This window comes from Rhodococcus pseudokoreensis (genome assembly GCF_017068395.1).
Taxonomy (GTDB): Bacteria; Actinomycetota; Actinomycetes; order Mycobacteriales; family Mycobacteriaceae; genus Rhodococcus_F; species Rhodococcus_F pseudokoreensis.
Map to the genome: position 1 here is coordinate 857,006 of NZ_CP070619.1, position 19,528 is coordinate 876,533.

17 protein-coding genes are annotated in these 19,528 nt (G+C 68.1%); 4 read left to right on the plus strand and 13 right to left on the minus strand.

Annotated elements, in window-relative coordinates:
- Window positions 1-55 precede the first annotated feature (55 nt).
- Window positions 56-550 (plus strand): Cys-tRNA(Pro) deacylase, encoded by a 495-nt coding sequence (ybaK, locus tag JWS13_RS09450; protein ID WP_160097591.1) that lies wholly within the window; start codon window positions 56-58, stop codon window positions 548-550.
- Here ybaK and JWS13_RS09455 read toward each other — a convergent pair.
- Complete coding sequence (locus JWS13_RS09455; RefSeq protein ID WP_206005382.1) at window positions 537-1,295, minus strand: SOS response-associated peptidase; 759 nt, start codon at window positions 1,293-1,295, stop codon at window positions 537-539. The genes ybaK and JWS13_RS09455 overlap by 14 nt on opposite strands.
- A gap of 78 nt (window positions 1,296-1,373) precedes the next feature.
- Here JWS13_RS09455 and aroA point away from each other — a divergent pair, with 78 nt between their 5' ends.
- Window positions 1,374-2,690 (plus strand): 3-phosphoshikimate 1-carboxyvinyltransferase, encoded by a 1,317-nt coding sequence (gene aroA / locus JWS13_RS09460; protein ID WP_160097592.1) that lies wholly within the window; start codon window positions 1,374-1,376, stop codon window positions 2,688-2,690.
- Entirely contained in the window at window positions 2,636-3,676 is a 1,041-nt protein-coding gene (rsgA, locus tag JWS13_RS09465) for a ribosome small subunit-dependent GTPase A (protein ID WP_206005383.1), read from the plus strand. Before aroA ends, rsgA begins: the two co-directional genes overlap by 55 nt.
- Before the next feature lie 41 nt (window positions 3,677-3,717).
- Here rsgA and JWS13_RS09470 read toward each other — a convergent pair whose 3' ends face one another.
- From JWS13_RS09470 to JWS13_RS09495, 6 genes are all read right to left on the minus strand, one after another.
- Window positions 3,718-4,956 (minus strand): fatty acid desaturase family protein, encoded by a 1,239-nt coding sequence (locus JWS13_RS09470; RefSeq protein WP_206005384.1) that lies wholly within the window; start codon window positions 4,954-4,956, stop codon window positions 3,718-3,720.
- A 112-nt stretch (window positions 4,957-5,068) separates the two neighbouring features.
- Window positions 5,069-6,325 (minus strand): fatty acid desaturase family protein, encoded by a 1,257-nt coding sequence (locus JWS13_RS09475; RefSeq protein WP_072937638.1) that lies wholly within the window; start codon window positions 6,323-6,325, stop codon window positions 5,069-5,071.
- A 62-nt stretch (window positions 6,326-6,387) separates the two neighbouring features.
- The gene (locus tag JWS13_RS09480) at window positions 6,388-7,503 is read right to left on the minus strand and encodes a ferredoxin reductase (RefSeq protein WP_124390375.1); all 1,116 of its coding nucleotides are present in this window, start codon (window positions 7,501-7,503) and stop codon (window positions 6,388-6,390) included.
- 91 nt (window positions 7,504-7,594) lie between these two features.
- Window positions 7,595-8,107 (minus strand): DUF6912 family protein, encoded by a 513-nt coding sequence (locus tag JWS13_RS09485; protein WP_206005385.1) that lies wholly within the window; start codon window positions 8,105-8,107, stop codon window positions 7,595-7,597.
- A 30-nt stretch (window positions 8,108-8,137) separates the two neighbouring features.
- Window positions 8,138-9,562, minus strand: a complete 1,425-nt coding sequence (locus JWS13_RS09490) for a WS/DGAT/MGAT family O-acyltransferase (RefSeq protein WP_124390376.1) — start codon at window positions 9,560-9,562, stop codon at window positions 8,138-8,140.
- Window positions 9,556-9,993 (minus strand): HAD-IA family hydrolase, encoded by a 438-nt coding sequence (locus JWS13_RS09495; RefSeq protein WP_206005386.1) that lies wholly within the window; start codon window positions 9,991-9,993, stop codon window positions 9,556-9,558. Before JWS13_RS09495 ends, JWS13_RS09490 begins: the two co-directional genes overlap by 7 nt.
- Window positions 9,994-10,132: 139 nt before the next feature.
- Here JWS13_RS09495 and JWS13_RS09500 point away from each other — a divergent pair, with 139 nt between their 5' ends.
- Window positions 10,133-10,645 (plus strand): Rv3235 family protein, encoded by a 513-nt coding sequence (locus JWS13_RS09500; RefSeq protein WP_206005387.1) that lies wholly within the window; start codon window positions 10,133-10,135, stop codon window positions 10,643-10,645.
- 15 nt (window positions 10,646-10,660) lie between these two features.
- Here the strand turns inward: JWS13_RS09500 and secA are convergent, their stop codons facing one another.
- The 6 genes from secA to mtrA form a co-directional block, all read right to left on the minus strand.
- Window positions 10,661-13,528: a preprotein translocase subunit SecA gene (gene secA / locus JWS13_RS09505; RefSeq protein WP_206011555.1), complete on the minus strand. Its 2,868-nt coding sequence runs from the start codon at window positions 13,526-13,528 to the stop codon at window positions 10,661-10,663.
- A gap of 151 nt (window positions 13,529-13,679) precedes the next feature.
- Window positions 13,680-14,357 (minus strand): ribosome hibernation-promoting factor, HPF/YfiA family, encoded by a 678-nt coding sequence (gene hpf / locus JWS13_RS09510; protein ID WP_124390379.1) that lies wholly within the window; start codon window positions 14,355-14,357, stop codon window positions 13,680-13,682.
- Window positions 14,358-14,528: 171 nt separating this feature from the next.
- Window positions 14,529-15,227, minus strand: a complete 699-nt coding sequence (locus JWS13_RS09515) for a ComF family protein (protein WP_206005388.1) — start codon at window positions 15,225-15,227, stop codon at window positions 14,529-14,531.
- A 31-nt stretch (window positions 15,228-15,258) separates the two neighbouring features.
- The gene (lpqB, locus tag JWS13_RS09520; protein WP_124390381.1) at window positions 15,259-17,052 is read right to left on the minus strand and encodes an MtrAB system accessory lipoprotein LpqB; all 1,794 of its coding nucleotides are present in this window, start codon (window positions 17,050-17,052) and stop codon (window positions 15,259-15,261) included.
- Complete coding sequence (gene mtrB / locus JWS13_RS09525) at window positions 17,049-18,821, minus strand: MtrAB system histidine kinase MtrB (protein WP_206005389.1); 1,773 nt, start codon at window positions 18,819-18,821, stop codon at window positions 17,049-17,051. Before mtrB ends, lpqB begins: the two co-directional genes overlap by 4 nt.
- Window positions 18,818-19,495 carry an MtrAB system response regulator MtrA gene (gene mtrA / locus JWS13_RS09530; protein ID WP_005240059.1) on the minus strand — a complete coding sequence of 226 codons (678 nt, stop codon included), beginning with the start codon at window positions 19,493-19,495 and terminating at the stop codon, window positions 18,818-18,820. Before mtrA ends, mtrB begins: the two co-directional genes overlap by 4 nt.
- Between the last annotated feature and the right edge of the window lie 33 nt (window positions 19,496-19,528).

Sequence of the window (19,528 nt, forward strand, 5' to 3'; positions counted from 1 at the left end):
ACCAACACGACTCCCGCCCGTGGTGTTCCCGCACCGCGTGGCAGAGTGTTCGTCCATGGCCGGAACTGCCACTCCCGCGACGAAACTGCTCGTCACACAGCGCATCGACCACACCGTGCACAGCTATGCGCACGACGAGCGGGCGGAGTCGTACGGTTCGGAGGCCGTCGACGCGCTGGGCGAGACGGTCGGCGTCACCGCTCATCAGGTGTTCAAGACGCTCGTGATCAAACTCGACACGGGCAAGCTGGCGGTGGCGGTCCTGCCGGTGCCGGAGAAGCTGTCCCTGAAGGCGGCGGCCGCGGCGCTGGGCGCGGGCAAGGCCGTGATGGCGGACCGCACCGAGGCCGAGCGCTCCACCGGGTACGTGTTCGGCGGCATCTCCCCGCTCGGACAGCGGAAGGCACTTCCGACGGTCGTGGACGCGTCGGCGCTCGACTGGGACCGGGTGCTGTGCAGCGCGGGCAGGCGCGGACTCGAGATCGAACTCGCACCCGCCGATCTGGTGCGGCTCAGCGGAGCCGTCACCGCAGCGGTCACAGCAGGCTGATCTGCTCCCCCACCTGCGCGTCGTCGCGCCCGGCCGCGTCGGGGTCGAGGAGTTCCGGACCGTTGTTCTTCACGCTGTTGACCAGCGTGGACACCCGCCGGACGGTGATGTCGGCGATGGCGTCGGGCGACACCTCCAGCAGGTTCGTGGACGCGGGGTGCTCGGGGTCGAGCCAGGCGGCCCAGCGGTCGCGGGGCATCACGAGCGGCATCCGGTCGTGCACGATCTCGAGCTGGGCGGCGGAGTCGACCGTGATGATGCTGCAGCTCAGGACGGGAGGCGACTCCTCGACCGCGGGATCGTGCCAGACGGACCACAGCCCGGCCATGTACAGGCGCGAGCCGTCCTCCGGCGACATGTAGTACGGAATCTTCTTCGCCTTGCCCGCCTTCTTCCCGGCGGCCGCCGGCTCGGTCTCGGTCTGCCACTCGTACCAGCCATCCATCGGCACGAGGCAGCGCTTGTACTTGAACGAGGTCCGGAACGCGGGTTTGTTGTCGACCGAATCCGCGCGGGCATTGAACAGCACCGGGCCCTTGCCGAGTTCCTTCGTCCAGGACGGCACGAGACCCCACCGCATCCGCCGGATCCGCCGGGCGTCGTGCCGGTCGACCACCGTGAGGACCTGCGTGGTGGGCGCCACGTTGAAGTCGGGCGGACTCTCCTCCTCGCCCGACTCGTTGATCGCGTCGAGGTCGGCCGCGAGTGTCGCCGGATTCGCAGTGGTCGCATACCTGCCGCACATGCCCACCAGAGTGGCACGAACCACCGACACCCGCGACACGCCGCCCACCCCGCCCGGCCACCCGCCCGATAGGCGAAGATGGAGACCGTGAGCCTGAGCCTGTGGAACGCCCCCCGTGCCGAAGCGCCCGTCGTCGCGACGGTCGCCCTCCCCGGATCGAAGTCGATCACCAATCGCGCGCTGATCCTCGCCGCACTCGCGGACGGTCCGTCCACTCTCACCGGGGCACTGCGCAGCCGGGACACCGACCTCATGATCGACGCGCTCCGGACGCTGGGAATCGGCATCGAGACGGCCGGCGACGACACTACGCTGCGGGTCACCCCCGGACCCCTCCGGGGCGGTGCGGTCGACTGCGGCCTGGCAGGCACCGTCATGCGGTTCCTTCCGCCGGTCGCGGCGCTCGCCGACGGAACGGTCGACTTCGACGGCGACGAACAGGCGCGCACCCGCCCCCTCGACACGATCCTGAACGCGCTGCGCGGTCTCGGCGCGGACATCGACGGCGACTCCCTGCCGTTCACCGTCCGCGGCGCGGGCTCCCTGCGCGGTGGCCGCGTGACGATCGACGCGTCCGGTTCTTCGCAGTTCGTGTCCGGGCTGCTGCTGTCGGCGGCCGCGTTCGACGAGGGCGTCACGGTCCATCACGACGGCAAGACGGTCCCGTCCATGCCGCACATCGACATGACGGTCGAGATGCTGCGCGAGTCCGGTGTCGAGGTCTCCACTCCGGCGACGGGTGGGGAGGCCGACACGTGGCGGGTGAGCCCCGGTCCGGTGCGGGCCGTCGACAGGGTGATCGAGCCCGATCTGTCGAATGCCACCGCCTTCCTCGCCGCCGCCGCCGTCACCGGCGGTGAGGTGACCGTTCCGCTGTGGCCTGCCGAGACGACGCAGCCCGGCGACGCGATCCGCGAGATCCTGCTCGCGATGGGCGCCGACGTCCGGCGGGACGGGGCGAACCTCACCGTCCGCGGCCCACAGCAGCTGACCGGCATCGACATCGACCTGCACGACGTCGGCGAACTCACCCCGACCGTCGCGGCGCTCGCCGCACTCGCGGACGGCCCGTCCCACCTGCGCGGCATCGCGCATCTGCGCGGACACGAGACCGACCGGCTGGCCGCGCTCGCACACGAGATCAACTCACTCGGCGGAAACGTCACCGAGACCGAGGACGGCCTCACCATCGTGCCCGCCGACCTGCACGGCGGGACGTGGCGGTCCTACGCCGACCACCGGATGGCGACGGCGGGAGCCATCGTCGGCCTGCGGGTCGACGGCATCGAGATCGAGGACATCGGCACCACGGCCAAGACGCTGCCCGGTTTCGAGAACCTGTGGGCCACAATGCTGTCCGCGGCCGCGGGCACCGGTCGGAAGGCGAGCTTCTGAGCCGCAGGCAGTACGACGAGTCCGACGTCCGGGTGCGCCCGGGCCGAGGAACGCGCCCGCGCACGAAAACCCGGCCGGAGCACCTCGCCGCGGAGTCGGCGATGGTCGTCGCCGTCGACCGCGGCCGGTGGGGTTGCGTTCTGGGCGGCGACCCCGAGCGTCCCCTCGTCACCATGCGCGCCCGCGAACTGGGCCGCACCCCCATCGTGGTGGGCGACGAGGTGAGCGTCGTCGGCGATCTGTCCGGCAAACCCGACACCCTGGCGCGGATCGTGCGGGTGGCCGAGCGCGCCACCGTGCTGCGGCGCACTGCCGACGACACCGACCCCTACGAGCGGATCGTGGTGGCCAACGCGCAGCAGTTACTGATCGTCGTGGCGCTCGCCGACCCGCCGCCGCGGACGGGATTCGTCGAACGCGCGCTCGTGGCCGCGTACGCGGGCGGGCTGAGCCCCGTCGTGTGCCTGACGAAGAGCGACCTCGAACCGCCCGAGGAGTTCGCGAGCACGTTCGCCGACCTCGACGTCCCCGTGGTCGTGGCGGGCCGCGACGATCCGGTCGACGAGGTCCTGGCGATGCTGTCCGGCAGGCTCACCGCCCTGATCGGGCATTCGGGGGTCGGGAAGTCGACGCTCGTCAACCGCCTCGTGCCCGACGCCGACCGGGCCGTCGGCGTGGTGTCCGGCGTGGGCAAGGGCCGGCACACGTCCACGCAATCGGTCGCACTGCCGCTCCCGTCGGGCGGCTGGGTGATCGACACCCCCGGCATCCGGTCGTTCGGGCTGGCCCACATCTCCCCGGAGAACGTGGTGGCCGCGTTCTCCGACCTGGCCGCGGCCATCGAGGACTGCCCGCGAGGGTGTACCCACCTCGGCCCGCCCGCGGATCCGGAATGCGCGCTCGACCACCTCGAGGGCAAGGCCGCCAAACGCGTCGACGCGGTCCGTCACCTACTCACGGCCATCGCGTCCAACGAGGCCTGGTGAGGGACGAACCGCGCCGTGGCGGAACTGTCTAGCGGAGTTACCTAGCGGGAAAGCAGCGCGCGCAGACCGCCACGCTTGCGGGTGCGCTTGATCGCGGAACCCAGCCCCTGACGGCGGCCGGTCACGGGATCGATTGTCGCCGTGGTGTTTCCACCAAACTTGCGCTCCGACGCCGTTTCCGGGGCGTCGTCCGCGGTCGCCTTGAGGTACTTGTTCGGCAACGACAGCTTGGCGATGGTGCGCCACGACTTCGCGTACTGCACCAGGAACGGCCCGGAGGTGTACGGCAGGTCGTACTTCTCGCACAGCGCCTGCACCCGCACGGCGATCTCCGCGTAGCGGTTGCTCGGCAGGTCGGGGAACAGGTGGTGCTCGATCTGGTAGCTCAGGTTGCCGGACATGAAGTCCATCAGCCTGCCGCCGTCGATGTTCGCGCTACCGAGCATCTGCCGGAGGTACCACTGCGCGGGCGTCTCCTTGTCGATGTCGGCCTTGGTGAACTTCTCGGCGCCGTCGGGGAAGTGCCCGCAGAAGATGATCGCGTTGGTCCACACGTTGCGAATCATGTTCGCGGCGATGTTGGCGGTGAGCGTGCTCTTCCACGCGGGACCGGTGACCGCGGGGTGGATCACGTAGTCCTTGAGGATCTGCTTGCCGACCTTCTCGCCGACCTCGCGGAGCTTGCGCTGGGTCTCCTCGCTCGGCACGCGCCCCTTGGCGACCTTGCCGAGTTCGAGGTGCTGCGCCGCGATGCCGTACTCGAAGAACAGCGCGAGCAGGGTGTTGTAGAGGAGATTGCCGGTATTGAACGGCTTCCACCGCTGGTCACGCGTGACGCGCAGCAGTCCGTATCCCACGTCGTCGTCCATGCCGAGGACGTTGGTGTACTTGTGGTGAATGTAGTTGTGCGTCTGCTTCCAGTGAGCGGACGGTCCCGTCACGTCCCACTCCCACGAGGTGGAGTGGATCTCGGGATCGTTCATCCAGTCCCACTGGCCGTGCATGACGTTGTGGCCGAGTTCCATGTTCTCGATGATCTTCGAGAGGGAGAGCAGGGCCGTGCCCGCCAGCCAGGCGGGACGCCGCTTGCTCGCGAACAGCATTGCGCGGCCACTGATCTCGAGTCCACGCTGCAGCCTGATGGTGTTCCGGACGTAGCGCGCGTCGCGCTCGCCGCGAGATTCTTCGATATCGCGGCGGATCGCATCCAACTCGCGCCCGAGCGCCTCGACATCGGCTTCGGTGAGATGTGCGTATTCCTTGACATCTGCAATCGCCATGGGGGACCTCCTCCTGGCTGGGTCGACAGTTCACACCGGATAGGCGCTGACATGACCTACCGTACCGTAAGTTACGGCACCGTAGGTTACTTGAGTGTAGGTGTGAGTGAAATCACCGACGACGGCGCGAGATCTTGGCCTCCGCGTGGGCGCGCAGCGCCGACAGCAGACCCCGGCGCTGCCCCGTGACGGGATCGGTGCGCAGCGTCTCGACCATCGCGGCACCCGCGTCGCGGGCATCGCGGAACTTCCGCTCCGAGGACGTCTCGGGGGCGTCGTCCGCCGTCGCGCGCAGGAAGCGGTCGGGCAGGGCGAGTTTGTGGATCGTGCGCAGGGCCAGCAGGTACTGCTTGGCGAGCGACCCCGTGGTGTACGGGAGGTCGTACTTCTCGCACAGCGCCCGCACCTTCACGGCGATCTCCGGATACCGGTTGCTCGGGAGATCGGGAAACAGATGATGCTCGATCTGGTAGCTGAGATTCCCGCTCATGAAACCCATGATCTTGCCGGAGTCGAAGTTGGCGCTGCCGAGCATCTGCCGGAGATACCACTCGTGCCGGGTCTCGTTCTCGTATTCGTCCACGGTGAACTTCTCGGCACCGTCCGGGAAGTGCCCGCAGAAGATCACCACGTACGCCCACAGGTTCCGCACGAGATTCGCTGTCGTGTTCGCCGTCAGCGTCGACTTCCACGCCGGCCCCGCGAGCACCGGGAACAGGAGAAAGTCCTTGCCGACCTGACGGAAGATCTTGCGGGCGAAATCCTTGTTGGCCTGCGAGTTGAGCTGCCCCTTCTCGGCGCCCTCCAACTCGGCCGCGAACGTGAGGTCGTGGAGCGCGATCCCCCACTCGAACGTGGCAGCCAGGACGATGTTGGCGAACGGCTGCAGCAGATTGATCGGCCGCCACTCCTCGTCACGGGTCATCCGGAGGATGCCGAAACCGACGTCGGAATCCATTCCCACGATGTTGGTGAACGTGTGGTGGGAGTAGTTGTGGGCCCGCTTCCAATGCTCCGAGGGGCCCGTCTGATCCCACTCCCACGACATCGAGTGGATCTCCGGATCGTTCATCCAGTCCCACTGGCCGTGCATCACGTTGTGGCCGAGTTCCATGTTCTCGATGATCTTCGAGAGGGAGAGCATCGCGGTGCCCGCGAGCCAGGCCGGCCGGTATCGGCTGCCGAACAGCGCGAGCCGGCCACCGAGTTCCAGCAGTCGTTGCGCCCTGATGGCCCGGCGGATGTATCGGGCGTCGCGGACGCCGCGCGAATCCTCCACGTCGAGCCGGATCGCATCCAACTCACGTCCGAGCGATTCGATGTCCGCTTCGGTCAGATGCGCGAACTCTTTGATGTCGGTGATCGCCACCGTGCTCCTCCGTCTGGTGAGAGTCCGAGAATAGCGGAGTCAGGTGAACAACACGCTCACGCTCATGCGTCGAGCGTGCAGTCCCCTGCCGCCGCCGAGATACAAGTCTGGACTCGGTCACCTTCGGCGTGCTGCTTGCCGGACCTCAGGTCGATGGCGTGCCCGGCGAGAATCGGCACGACACAGGTCTGGCAGATCCCCATCCGGCAGCCGAACGGCATCAGTGCCCCGACCTGCTCACCGGCCTCGAGGAGAGTGGTGGCACCGTCGATCGTGACGGTCTTGTCGGCCTTGGCGAACGTCACCGTTCCACCCTCGCCGGACGTGTCCGCGCGGGAGACGGCGAAACGCTCGAGGTGCAGCTTGTCCTCGATGTTCTCGTCGCGCCACAGCGTCTCGATCTCGTCGAGCATCGGCAGCGGCCCACAGGCCCACGTCTGCCGTTCGCGCCAGTCCGGGCACACCTCGTCGAGCGAGGACAACGCGAACTTGCCCTGGCTGCGGGTGAGCTGGATCTTGCACCGGAAGTCGTCGTGTTCCTCGTGGAGCTGGGTGAGTTCGTCGGCGAACATCACGTCGGCGTCGGTGGGCGCCGAGTGGACGTGGAAGACGTCGGGAAGCTGGCCGCGCCGGTTCATCGTGCGCAGCATCGCCATGACGGGCGTGATGCCGCTGCCGGCGGTGAGGAACAGGATGCGCTGCGGCGGCGGGTCGGGCAGCGCGAAGTTGCCCGTGGGCGTCGCGAGCCGGACGATCGTTCCCGACGGCACACCGTTGACGAGGTGACTGGACAGGAATCCCTCGGGCATCGCCTTGACGGCGATGGAGATGAGTTTGTCGTCCCAGTTCGGGGGCGAGGTGAGGGAGTACGAACGCCAGTGCCAGCGTCCGTCGATGTGCAGGCCGATGCCGATGTACTGGCCGGGCTCGTAGTCGAAGTCGAATCCCCAGCCCGGCTTGATGACGATCGTGGCGGAGTCCGCCGTCTCCGCGCGCACCTCCACGATCTGTCCGCGCAGTTCGCGGGCCGACCACAGCGGGTTGGCCAGGTGCAGGTAGTCGTCGGGGAGCAACGGCGTCGTCAGACGTGCCGCCGCACCGCGCAACCAATTGAGCTTGGACCGCTTGGCGGGCACGACCGCTGCTGCGGGCGCCTCGATCCAATCCTTCAGACCCATCCGACCTCCACCTTTTCCGTCACGACCTACGCTACCGTAGGTTTTTAAGTTACGGTACCGTAGGTTACCCCAAGGTAAGAGGACGTACCGGTCAGAGCAGTTCGAGCAGGAACGGAAGCTCCTGGGTGGCGTACCACGCCAGTACGTGATCCTCGGCGTCACCGAGAACGAACTCGGCGTCCGGATCCCCGAGATCCGCCTCGTCGATCGCCGACACGGCCCGTTCGATGTCGGGCTCGGCCTCCGCGAGGTCCACGTGCACCGATGCGACCCGGCCGATCGTCACCGGACCGGGCAACCGCACCACGGCGTCGTCGAGGTCCGGGCGGGGTGTCACGTCGTCGATGTCCGCGGCGACCACCGCTCGGCGGAAGCGGACCCCGTCGCTCCCGCCCTCCCCCACCCGGCCCGCGATCAGACGCAGCGACGCCCGGGCGGCCTCGGCCATCGCGACCTCGGCCAGTTCGTCGTCGTCGCCCGAGGAGTACGCCTCACGGAGCGTGGCGGTGACGGCGAAGGCGGTCCGGCTCATCGGATCGAACTCCTGGTCGGCGACGAGCCGCTGGAGGATCTCGATCGTCGCGGGAACGTACACCCTCGTCATGCGTCACCCGTCATTCGCACCGCGGACTTCTCACCGGCTGGCATCCAACAACTCCTCGAGAGATTCGTACAGCAGCGCCGCCACCACGTCCACGTCGGCCATGGCGTCACGGTCTGCATTCAAACCGTAGTAGACGTTGCCGTCGTAGGACGTGAGGCCGATGCTCAGAGTCTGGTTTTTCAGCAGGGGCGACACCGGATACATCTCGAGCATCCGTGCTCCTCCGACGTACAGCGGCATCTGCGGACCCGGCGCATTGGTGATCATCAGGTTGAACATGCGCTGCGAGAAACTGCTCGCGACACGGGCACTCATCGCGTGCAGCGTGGCGGGCGCGAACCCCGACAACCGCACCAGGGTCTCCGCGGTGACCCGCTGACTCTGCTTCGCGTGCGCCTCCATGGCGTGCGCCACGTGCGACAGCCGCACCACCGCGTTCGGTTCCCCGACCGGCAGGTCGATGAGGAAGGACGACACCATGCTCCGCGGGTCCGCCCACTCGCCGCGGCGGGACGCCTCGTCGTCGGCGTCGGGGTCCGTCGCGTACACGGACATCGGGACCATGGCCCGGACCGTGGTCGACTCGGCCACCGGTTCGCCCCGGGACAGCAGCCAGTACCGCATCGCGCCCGACACGACGGCGAGGATGACGTCGTTGACCTCGCACCCGTACTGTGCGCGGATCTTCCGGTAGTCGCCCAGTTCGGTCTTGACCACCGCGAAGCGCCGGTTGCGGGAGATCGTCGCATTGAGCGGACTCGACGGCGCCACCTGCGTCGCGGTGCGGACCACGGCGGCGAGCTTGCCGACGGTGCGCACGGTCTCACCGAGCGCAGACGCCATGTCACCCAACGTCATCCGCAGCGCCGCCAGACCCTCCCCCGGCCTCGACACCAACTCCGCCAGCGCCCCCGCGATGAGAGTGGACTCACTGGGGGCGGGGCTCGGCATCCACAGTTCCTCCGCCATCGGCCGCCGGGTCTTCGCCGGGTCCAGGATCACCTGACCGATCTCGAGCGCCGTCTCGCCGTCGACCAGCGAGGAATGCGACTTCGTGAAGATCGCGAAGCGGTTGTTCGACAGCCCCTCCACCAGGTACATCTCCCACAGCGGCCGCGTGTTGTCGAGGGGCCGGGACGTGAGCCGTGCGACCAGGTCGTGCAACTGGGCGTCCGATCCGGGCTTCGGCAGCGCCGACCGCCGGACGTGGTACTCGATGTCGAAGTCCTGATCGTCCACCCACACCGGACGCGACAGTCCCAGCGCCACCTCCCGCACCTTCTGCCGGTAGCGCGGCACCAGGCTCAGCCGTTCCTCGACGAGGCTCAGCAATTCCTCGTAGGACAACCCGTTTCGCGGCTTCCGGAAGATCGCCAGCGATCCCACGTGCATCGGCGTACTGCTCGCCTCGAGAAAGTAGAACGATGCATCCTGCGTAGTCAGTCTCGTCACCATGTCGGCGCCTGTCCCCCTTGCATCCCATCTCGATCCACCTCGAGAAGTATCGCTATCTCGTCCGCCGTGGCCCCGCCGTCGACGTGGTGGATGCCCACCATCCCGACGGCCACCGCACCCCGGACGTTGACCGGCAGGTCGTCGACGAAGATACAGTCGCCCGGGTCCAGACCGAGCGCGTCGGCCGCCAGCCGGTAGATCCGCGGATCAGGTTTGGCGACACCGACATCCCCGGACAGCACGACCTGATCGACCAGCCGGCCGTCGCCGAGCTCCCGCAACCACTGCGCGCCGGGACCGCCGGGATCGTTGCTGAGGATCGCGGTCCGCACACCACGGGTCCGGGCACCGGCGAGGACGGACGACAGGCCGTCCATGTCCGAACCGGGACCCGCGAGAACACCGCCGAAGTCCAATATCAATCCCCGCACGTCCCCACCCTATGGGCCGATCCACGGTTCGGCGACACGACGACGGGAGTCCGCTCCGCGGTTCGGCGACACGACGACGGGATCCGTGCGATCATGACCGCTACGACGGCCGTCTCATGCCGAAACCGGGGGGTAAGAAATGAGTGAGTCCTACACGTTCCTGTCGCGGGTGCCGCGCTTCGAGCCGGCGGCCGGCGACGATTCCGAGCCGATCCTGCCGGGGCGTTCGGGGGCACGGCACACACGCGGGCGCGGCAGACATCGGTCGTCGCCCCACTCGGGGGCGTCGCCGCGCGGCGCCGCGACGCAGCCGGGAACGCTGCTGCTTCCGTCGCCGGACGTTCAGCGGTTCACGGAGCAGGCGTTCCGGCTCGTCCTCGAGGTGCTGGATCGGCGCCGCAACGTCCGGCAACTGCGGCCGCTGGTGACGCCGTCGCTCGTCGACGTGGTGCGCACACACGCGCTCAACGAATCGCCTGCCCGGCGACTCGGTGTCGCGACACTCGTCCGCGTGCACCTGCGCGCGGTGGAGCCCTGCGCGTTCGAGGCGTTCGGCACCTACGGCCGAGGACCCCGGATCTTCGTGATCGCAGCCCGTGTCGAACAACAGTCCGACACGGGCTGGACCGTCACCTCGCTGGTGATCGGCTGATCGGCTCGCCTGCGATCAGCGCTTGCGCTTGGTGCGCGGGGCCTTCTTGCTCTTCGACTGCGACCGCGCGGCCTCCCGCCGCTGGCGACGGGTTCCGGCGTCGGCGGCGTCGTCCGATTCGGCCGCTCCGCGGCGGCTGAGCTGGGCGTTGCCGTCCTCTGCAGGCCCGGAGTACGTGAGCCCGCGGGGCTCGCCGTCGTCCAGTCCCTTCGCGCGGAGGGCGGACGGTGCCGCCGTGCCCTGCGCCTGCTGCGCTGCCTCCTGGGTGGGCAGTGGTCGCGGCGCCGCCGGAGCGGGTGCGGCCGACGCCGTCGCTGCCGCGGAAGCCGCGGTGACGCTGACGCCCGGGGCCTGCGCCGCCTGCGGGGCGGCCGCCTCGACCTGCAGGTTGAACAGGAATCCGACCGACTCCTCCTTCAGACCCTCGAGCATGCCGCCGAACATGTCGAAACCTTCGCGCTGGTACTCGACGAGCGGATCGCGCTGGGCCATCGCCCGCAGGCCGATGCCCTCCTTCAGGTAGTCCATCTCGTAGAGGTGCTCACGCCACTTCCGGTCGAGGACGCTCAGCAGGACCCGGCGCTCGAGTTCGCGCATCGATCCCTCGCCGGCGACGCCGTCGATCTCGGCCTCACGCCGGGCATAGGCGTCGTGCGCGTCCTTCAGCAGGGTCTCGCGGAGTTCGTCGGCGGTGATGTCCTTCGTCTCGTCGTCGCCGTCGCCGACCAGTTCCTTGTAGTCGACACCGATCGGGTACAGCGTCTTGAGCGCCGTCCACAGTTGCTCGAGATCCCAGTCCTCGACATAGCCCTCCGCGGTGGCGCCGTCGACGTAGGCGGTGACCACGTCGGTGATCATCTTCTCGACCTGGCCCTCCATGTCCTTGCCTTCGAGGATCTGACGGCGCTCGTTGTAGATGACCGTGCGCTGCTGGTTCATCACCTCGTCGTACTTGAGGACGTTCTTGCGGATCTCGAAGTTCTGCTGCTCCACCTGCGTCTGAGCACTCTTGATGGCCTTCGAGACCATCTTCGCCTCGATGGGGACGTCGTCGGGCAGATTGAGCCGGGTCATGATCGACTCGAGCGCCGCACCGTTGAACCGGCGCATCAACTCGTCGCCGAGGGACAGGTAGAACCGCGACTCACCCGGATCGCCCTGACGGCCCGACCGGCCGCGCAACTGGTTGTCGATTCGCCGGGACTCGTGCCGCTCGGTGCCGAGGACGTACAGCCCGCCCGCCTCGCGGACCTTGTCGGCGTCCGCCTTCACCTCGGCCTTGACCTGGTCGAGAACGTCGTCCCACGCCGCCTCGTAGTCGTCGGGGGTGTGGACGGGGTCGAGCCCCTGCTTGCGCAGCGCGATGTCCGCGATGATGTCGGGGTTGCCGCCGAGCACGACGTCGGTACCACGACCGGCCATGTTGGTGGCCACGGTGACCGCACCCGACCGGCCTGCCTCGGCGATGATCTGGGCTTCCTGCTCGTGGAACTTCGCGTTCAGCACGTTGTGCGCCACGCCGCGCTTGGTGAACTGCTTCGACAGGTATTCGGACCGCTCGACGCTGGTGGTACCGATGAGGACGGGCTGGCCGTTCTCGTGCCGCTCCACCACGTCGTCGACGACGGCGTCGAACTTGGCTTCCTCGGTCTTGTAGATCAGATCGCCGTTGTCGACGCGGACCATCGGCCGGTTGGTGGGGATCGGGATGACGCCGAGGTTGTAGATCTGGTGCAGCTCCGCGGCCTCGGTCTCGGCCGTACCCGTCATCCCCGACAGCTTGTCGTACAGGCGGAAGTAGTTCTGCAGCGTGATCGTGGCGAGGGTCTGGTTCTCGGCCTTGATCTCGACCTTCTCCTTGGCCTCGATCGCCTGGTGCATGCCCTCGTTGTAGCGGCGGCCGACGAGGACGCGGCCGGTGAACTCGTCGACGATGATCACTTCGCCGTCGCGGACGATGTAGTCCTTGTCCTTCGTGTACAGCTCCTTGGCCTTGATGGCGTTGTTCAGGTAGCTCACGAGCGGCGAGTTGGCGGCCTCGTACAGGTTGTCGATGCCGAGCTGATCCTCGACGAGTTCGACGCCGGCCTCGTGGACGCCGATGGTGCGCTTGCGGATGTCGACCTCGTAGTGCACGTCACGCTTGAGCAGCGGCGCGATGCGGGCGAACTCCGCGTACCACTTGCTCGACGCGTCGGCGGGGCCGGAGATGATGAGCGGGGTCCGGGCCTCGTCGATGAGGATGGAGTCGACCTCGTCGACGACGGCGAAGCTGTGACCGCGCTGGACGAGGTCGTCCAGGGAGTGCGTCATATTGTCGCGCAGGTAGTCGAACCCGAACTCGTTGTTGGTGCCGTATGTGATGTCCGCCGCATAGGCCGCGCGACGCTCGGCGGGCGACATACCGGACAGGATCACGCTGGTGTCGAGTCCGAGGAAGCGGTGGACGCGGCCCATCCACTCGGAGTCGCGCTTGGCGAGGTAGTCGTTGACCGTGACGACGTGCACGCCGTCCCCGGCGATCGCGTTGAGGTACGCGGGCAACACGCAGGTCAGGGTCTTGCCCTCACCGGTCTTCATCTCGGCGATGTTGCCGAAGTGGAGGGCGGCGCCACCCATGATCTGCACGTGGAAGTGCCGCTGGTCGATGACCCGCCAGGACGCCTCGCGGGCGACGGCAAACGCCTCGGGCAGCAGCTCGTCGAGCGTCTCGCCGTCACGGTAGCGGGCGCGGAACTCCTCGGTCTTCGCGCGGAGTTGCTCGTCGGTCAGGTCTTCGACCTCGGGCGACAGCGAGGAAACGTGGTCGGCGATGTGCTTGAGCCGCTTGACCATGCGACCTTCACCAACACGGAGCAGCTTCGATAGCGACAGCGACGGCACAGTCTTGTTCGTCCTCAATCTTCGGCAGTGGATGGGTGACACACAAAATCCGGCCGGAGGTCCGAGAACCCCGGCCGGATTCCATGGTAGGCGCTTCCGCGATCGGACGAGTAGACCGACCGCTCGGATCGTCAGGCGGAACGGGAGTGCGTCACGCCAGACGGATCAATCCGTAGTCGAACGCGTGCCGCCGGTAGACGACGGACGCCTTGTCCGACTCCTTGTCGTGGAACAGGAAGAAATCGTGTCCTACCAGCTCCATCTCGTACAAAGCGTCGTCGATGGTCATCGGCGTGGCCGTGTGTTCCTTGGTCCGCACGACGTGACCCGGTGTGTGTTCTTCCGACACCTGACCGTCCAGGGAGATGTCAGGACTGATGCCGAGACTGTCGTCCTCGGCGAGTGCGGCGGTGGCTTCCGCCACCGACACCGGGGTCTTTTCCCCGTAATGGACCTTCTTCCGGTCCTTGGTGCGGCGGAGCCTGCTCTCGAGCTTGGCGGTCACCGACTCGAATGCTGCGTAGAAACTGTCGGCGCATGCCTCGGCTCGGGCTACCGGCCCCTTGCCTCGGGCAGTGATCTCGACGCGCTGGCAGTTCTTCCTCTGGCGTCGATTGGGTTCGTGTTGGAGTTCGACATCGAACAGGAATATGGAGGGATCGAAGCGCTCGAGGCGCGACAGCTTCTCGGAGACGTACACGCGGAAGTGGTCGGGTACCTCGACGTTGCGTCCCTTGACGACGATCTCGGCGGTGGGGGTATCCGTCTTCTCTTGTGCTTCCGTAGTGCGGTCGTCGACGAAAACCGAGGCTTGCGAAGGGGTCGTCACTCGTACCTCCCGATTACGGCCCCGCCCCTTGATGGGCGGCGGCGAGTTTGAGCAATGCCGGAAGGGGGTCCGCCCGGCACCAGGTTCGAAGTTCCACCTCCTACCTGTGTTTTCGGGTGTGTCCGCGACGCTAGTACGTAACGCGCGCGAGTGCCACTGTTCGGCAGAATTTCATCCAACACCTGCCACGACGACCACCGCACTCACCCGGATACCCACCCTCGACAGCACCCGGACCGACTCGGTCGCGGTCGCGCCGGTGGTCGACACGTCGTCCAGCAGCACCACTGAAACCTGTTGCAGTGAGGACGATTCCGACTCGAGCCGTCGCGCGAATGCAGCGCCGCTGCGCGTCAGCCGGACGCCACCCTCTAGGTTTACTCGACGTTGATCTGCGTTCAGTCCGACCGAATCACGCACGGCGCGCCGCATCACGAGTGCGGGACACACGCGCCTCTCCCCCACCGCGGCGACGGCGATCCGGGTGACGGGGTCGCCACCGCGTGCGCGGGCCGCCCGCGGGCGCGTCGGAGCCGGCACGAGAACCACCGGAGCGACGTCCGGCGGGTCGAGTTCACCCCACTGTTGCAGACGGCTCAGAGCGCCCGCGACCCCGGATCCGAGCGGCGCGGCGAGATCGCGCCGGCCACGCTCCTTCACGGCGATGACGGCCCTGCGGCGGGCACCCGAGTACGGCCCGAGCGCCCACACCCCGACGCCGGGATCCACGCGCGGCCGGAGCAGCACGGGATCGTCGGCCACCTCCGCGGCGCAGCGGACACACCACTGGGTGCCCGGCACGCCGCAGCCGCCGCACTCGGCGGGCAGGATCAGGTCGAGCAGGGTCCGGAGACCGGGCAGGGCGCGCATGCGGGCAGTATCCGGGCCCGCACCGACAGCCTCAGCCCGGCAGGACCGGGATCGCCTTCACACCCGTCAGCCCGGGGACCTCCCGCCAGTACCGGTCGCCGGCCGGATCGTTGTTGTTCAACTGGAACACCGCCCGGGAGTCGGCGACGAACTCCGTGGTCGTCGACGCGTCCACGGCCACCACCGGCGCGGTCAGGTTGCGGCTCGGCAGCGCGTCCATCCGCGAACCGTCGACGGCCACCTGTACCACCGGGATGTCCGACGCCGCACGCGCGACGACGATCGTGTCGCTCGTGCTCCAGTCCAGGGACAGCGCCGGGCTGCCCAGTCCGATCGCGACCGCACGGGGATTCGTCAACGCGTACTGACCACCCGGCATCTGGGTGACGATGGCGAGATAGACCTTGCCGTCGACGATCAGTGCCGCACGCACCCCGTCGCGGGACAGGCGCAACTCGGTGATCGTGGCGCCCAGTGCGGTGACGGCGCCGGCGTCGACGTTGACCACCGACGTCCGGCCGGTGCCGGGCTCGCGCAACACCCGAATGACCGTGTTGCCGTTGACCGCTGCCCAGATCGCCGAGTTGTCGGGTGCCCACGTGGGGCGCGTGATCGCGCCACCCTCGAGCACCGATGCGGCACCGTCCTCGTACGCCCCGACCATCAGCGAACTCGCGGGTTCCGGCGCGGGACGGCCGGTGTCGGCGACGGCGGCGACCAGTTTCCCGTCCTGCGACAACGCGAGCGAGCGCATGTTGCGGGCCGAACCGAAGTACCCGGGCACCGGGGTGACACCGGTCTCGGTGACGCTCACCATCGACCCTTCGCGCAGCGCGTGCAGGCCCACGGTGGCGCTGGAGGTCGCGAACGGGTTCATGGACGCGACATCGGCGGTGGTCCACCCGTTCGGGAACCGCTCGTCGAACGGCTCGCCGTCGGCGAGCAGCACGTAGGGGCCCGAGATCTCCGCGTTGGCCAGCGTCCAGATCACCTGCGCCGCGAACAGCTGCTTCTGCTGCGCGTCCATCGGCGGCACGCCGGCGAAGTCGATCCGGATCCCGCCGAGACCCACCCCGACCTGCGCGGTGCGGCCGTCTGCCTTCGTGATCGGGCCGCGCACCGAGACCCCGTTACCGAGTTCGTTGCGCACGGCGGGGGCGAGCGCGGCCTTGGGCCCGTCGATCAGCAGACCGATCAGCTGCGACGCCATCTGGTCCTGGGCGCCCGACACCCAGCGCGGGTCCGGCACGACCGTCGTCCCGGCCGGGTCGAGGAAGTACAGCGACTTGCGCTGGTAGGTGTTCAGGAACTGCGCCCGGTCGAGGATCACGCCCGCGGGGAGTTCGGAGATCCGCCATTCACCGCCCTGCAGCTCGAGACTGATCTTCGTCTCGAAGCTGCCCTCTTCCGCCACGTACAGCCCGCCGGGCTCGAGCTGACCCACCTTGTTGGCGCGGATCGTGTACGTCGCCTGGTCGGCCGACCGGGTCTCCGGGAGGACGTCGACCTTGTCGACGATGGTGGCGCTGGCCGCGTCGTCCCATCTGCCGGACACGCCGGGCGTGAGGAACTGGCGGGCCGCGATGTGCCGGTCGGTCGGATCGGTGCTGGCCTTGAAGAAGTCGCGCAGCAGCAGGTCGGGTTCGCGTCCCGGTGCCGGCGCCGCGACACTCGAACCCGGCGAGTCACGGCTGATCGTGCCGATCGCCTGCGGGGTGGACGAATCCGGAAGGCTCGCGCACCCGCTGACGGTCACGAGTACCGCAAGGACGATCGCACCGCACACCGACCGCAACAGCAGGGCGGATCGCCGGGCGGGCGTCACAGGTCCGACTCCGGCACGTGGGCACCGTCGCGGTCGCCGACGTGCGCACGCTCACGCTTCTGGGGAACCGTGTGGGACTCCTCGACCGCCGCCTCCGGGCTCTCGTTGCGCACCGGCAACGTGTCGTCGCCCGGAACCGGCTGCCCTTGAACGTATTTCGCGGTCCCCGGTTTCAGAGGCAGCGGGCTCGACACGACCTTGCGTCCCCGCACCCTTGGCAGCGTCAACCGGAAGCAGGCGCCCTGGCCGGGTTCACCCCACGCCTCGAGCCTGCCGTCGTGGAGATTCGCGTCCTCCACGCTGATCGCGAGTCCGAGGCCGGTACCGCCCGACCGTCGCACGCGCGACGGATCGGACCGCCAGAACCTGTTGAACACCAGCTTCTCCTCGCCAGGCCGCAGGCCCACGCCCTGGTCGCGCACGATGAACGCCGCAGCGCTGTCGTCGGCGCGCACGCGCAGCAGCACCGGTTTGCCTTCTCCGTGGTCTATCGCGTTCGCCAGCAGGTTCCGCAGGATGCGCTCGACGCGACGCGGGTCCACCTCGGCCATCACCGCCTGGTCGGGCAGGTCGACGATCAGTTCGGTCCCGCTCTCGCGCGCGAGATGACGGACGGTGGAGATCGCCGCGCGCGCACACATCCGGACGTCGAGTTGCTCGGCGGCCAGTTCCGCGACGCCGGCGTCGTGCCTGCTGATCTCGAGGAGGTCGGCCAGCAGCCCCTCGAACCGGTCGAGTTCCGCGACCAGCAACTCCGAGGACCGCCGCAGCACGGGGTCGAGGTCGTCGCTGCCGTCGTGGATGAGGTCGGCCGCCATGCGCACCGTCGTCAGCGGTGTCCGCAGTTCGTGGCTCACGTCGGAGGTGAATCTCTTCTGGAGGTTTCCGAACTCCTCGAGCTGGGTGATCTGTTTCGACAGACTCTCCGCCATCTCGTTGAACGACATCGCCAGCCGGGCCATGTCGTCCTCACCGCGCACGGGCATGCGTTCCTTCAGCCGGCCGTCCGCGAAACGCACCGCGATCCGTGACGCCGACCGGATGGGCAGGACCACCTGCCGGGCGACGAGGAGCGCGATGGCCGCGAGCAGCACCGCAAGCACGGCGCCACCCACCAACAGCGTGCCGCGGACCAGCGACAGGCTGCGGTCCTCACTGGCCAGCGGGAACACCAGGTACAGCTCGAGCGTGGAGATCGCCGACGCGGTCGGGCTCCCGACGATCAGCGCCGGCCCCGAATAGCCTTCCGGATCGTTCACGGTGGCGAATTGGTACGCCACCTGACCGGCCTGGACGAACGCCCGCAGCGATTCCGGGATCTGGTCCGCCGGACCACTCGACGTCGGCGCGCGCGGGCCGTCACCGGGCACGATCAGCACCGGGTCGAACGTGCCCGCCGAGCCCGACGCCTGCCCGGCGTCGGGCTCGCGGTTCGTCAGGGCGGCCCTGGCGCCGTCGAGCTGCGTGGTGGGCGAACTACTGTCGTCCGCGCCTGCCAGCTGCCCCTCCACCGTGCTCCGCGCACGGTCCATCTCCTCGGTGGCCGCATTGATCTTCGTCTCGAGCAGACGGTCGGTGATCTGACTCGTCAGCACGACGCCGAGCACGACGATGACGATGAGCGACAACGTCAACGTCGAGACGACGACTCGCAGCTGCAGCGAACGACGCCACGTGTGCGCGAGGGTATTGCTCAGTGAGTGACCCCACCGAAGGATCGGCGAAACGCGTCGGTTGACACGACGCCGCCATCGGGAAACACCTGTCACGGCGGTCCGGCCTTGTAGCCGACCCCCCTGACCGTCAAAACCACTTCGGGATTCTCGGGATCAGTCTCGACCTTGGCACGCAGACGCTGCACGTGCACGTTGACCAGTCGGGTGTCGGCCGCATGTCGGTAACCCCACACCTGCTCGAGCAGCACCTCACGGGTGAACACCTGTCGCGGCTTGCGCGCCAGAGCCACCAGCAGGTCGAACTCGAGGGGGGTGAGGGAGATCAGTTCTTCGCCCCGGCTCACCTTGTGGGCGGGAACGTCGATGACGATGTCGGCGATGCTGAGCAGCTCGGCCGGCTCGTCCTCGGTCCGGCGAAGCCGAGCCCGGACCCGAGCCACCAGCTCCTTGGGCTTGAACGGCTTCATGATGTAGTCGTCCGCGCCGGATTCCAATCCGAGGACCACGTCGACGGTGTCCGTCTTCGCGGTCAGCATCACGATGGGAACACCGGAATCGGCCCGCAGGACACGGCACACGTCGATGCCGTTCATGCCGGGCAGCATCAGGTCGAGCAGCACCAGGTCGGGGCGTGTCTCCCGGACCGCGGTGAGCGCCTGGGTCCCGTCCCCCACCACATACGGATCGAATCCTTCGCCGCGGAGCACGATCGTGAGCATCTCCGCGAGCGCAGTGTCGTCGTCGACAACCAGAATCCTTGGCTTCATGTCCCTATCGTTGCATCTTCGGAGGCCGTAACA

What these genes read in the sequence shown, in the direction of transcription:
- ybaK (WP_160097591.1), top strand. Translation starts at nt 56, where the DNA reads ATGGCCGGAACTGCCACTCCCGCGACGAAACTGCTCGTCACACAGCGC.
- JWS13_RS09455 (WP_206005382.1), bottom strand. Translation starts at nt 1,295, where the DNA reads ATGTGCGGCAGGTATGCGACCACTGCGAATCCGGCGACACTCGCGGCC.
- aroA (WP_160097592.1), top strand. Translation starts at nt 1,374, where the DNA reads ATGGAGACCGTGAGCCTGAGCCTGTGGAACGCCCCCCGTGCCGAAGCG.
- JWS13_RS09470 (WP_206005384.1), bottom strand. Translation starts at nt 4,956, where the DNA reads ATGGCGATTGCAGATGTCAAGGAATACGCACATCTCACCGAAGCCGAT.
- JWS13_RS09480 (WP_124390375.1), bottom strand. Translation starts at nt 7,503, where the DNA reads ATGGGTCTGAAGGATTGGATCGAGGCGCCCGCAGCAGCGGTCGTGCCC.
- JWS13_RS09485 (WP_206005385.1), bottom strand. Translation starts at nt 8,107, where the DNA reads ATGACGAGGGTGTACGTTCCCGCGACGATCGAGATCCTCCAGCGGCTC.
- JWS13_RS09490 (WP_124390376.1), bottom strand. Translation starts at nt 9,562, where the DNA reads ATGGTGACGAGACTGACTACGCAGGATGCATCGTTCTACTTTCTCGAG.
- JWS13_RS09500 (WP_206005387.1), top strand. Translation starts at nt 10,133, where the DNA reads ATGAGTGAGTCCTACACGTTCCTGTCGCGGGTGCCGCGCTTCGAGCCG.
- JWS13_RS09515 (WP_206005388.1), bottom strand. Translation starts at nt 15,227, where the DNA reads ATGCGCGCCCTGCCCGGTCTCCGGACCCTGCTCGACCTGATCCTGCCC.
- mtrA (WP_005240059.1), bottom strand. Translation starts at nt 19,495, where the DNA reads ATGAAGCCAAGGATTCTGGTTGTCGACGACGACACTGCGCTCGCGGAG.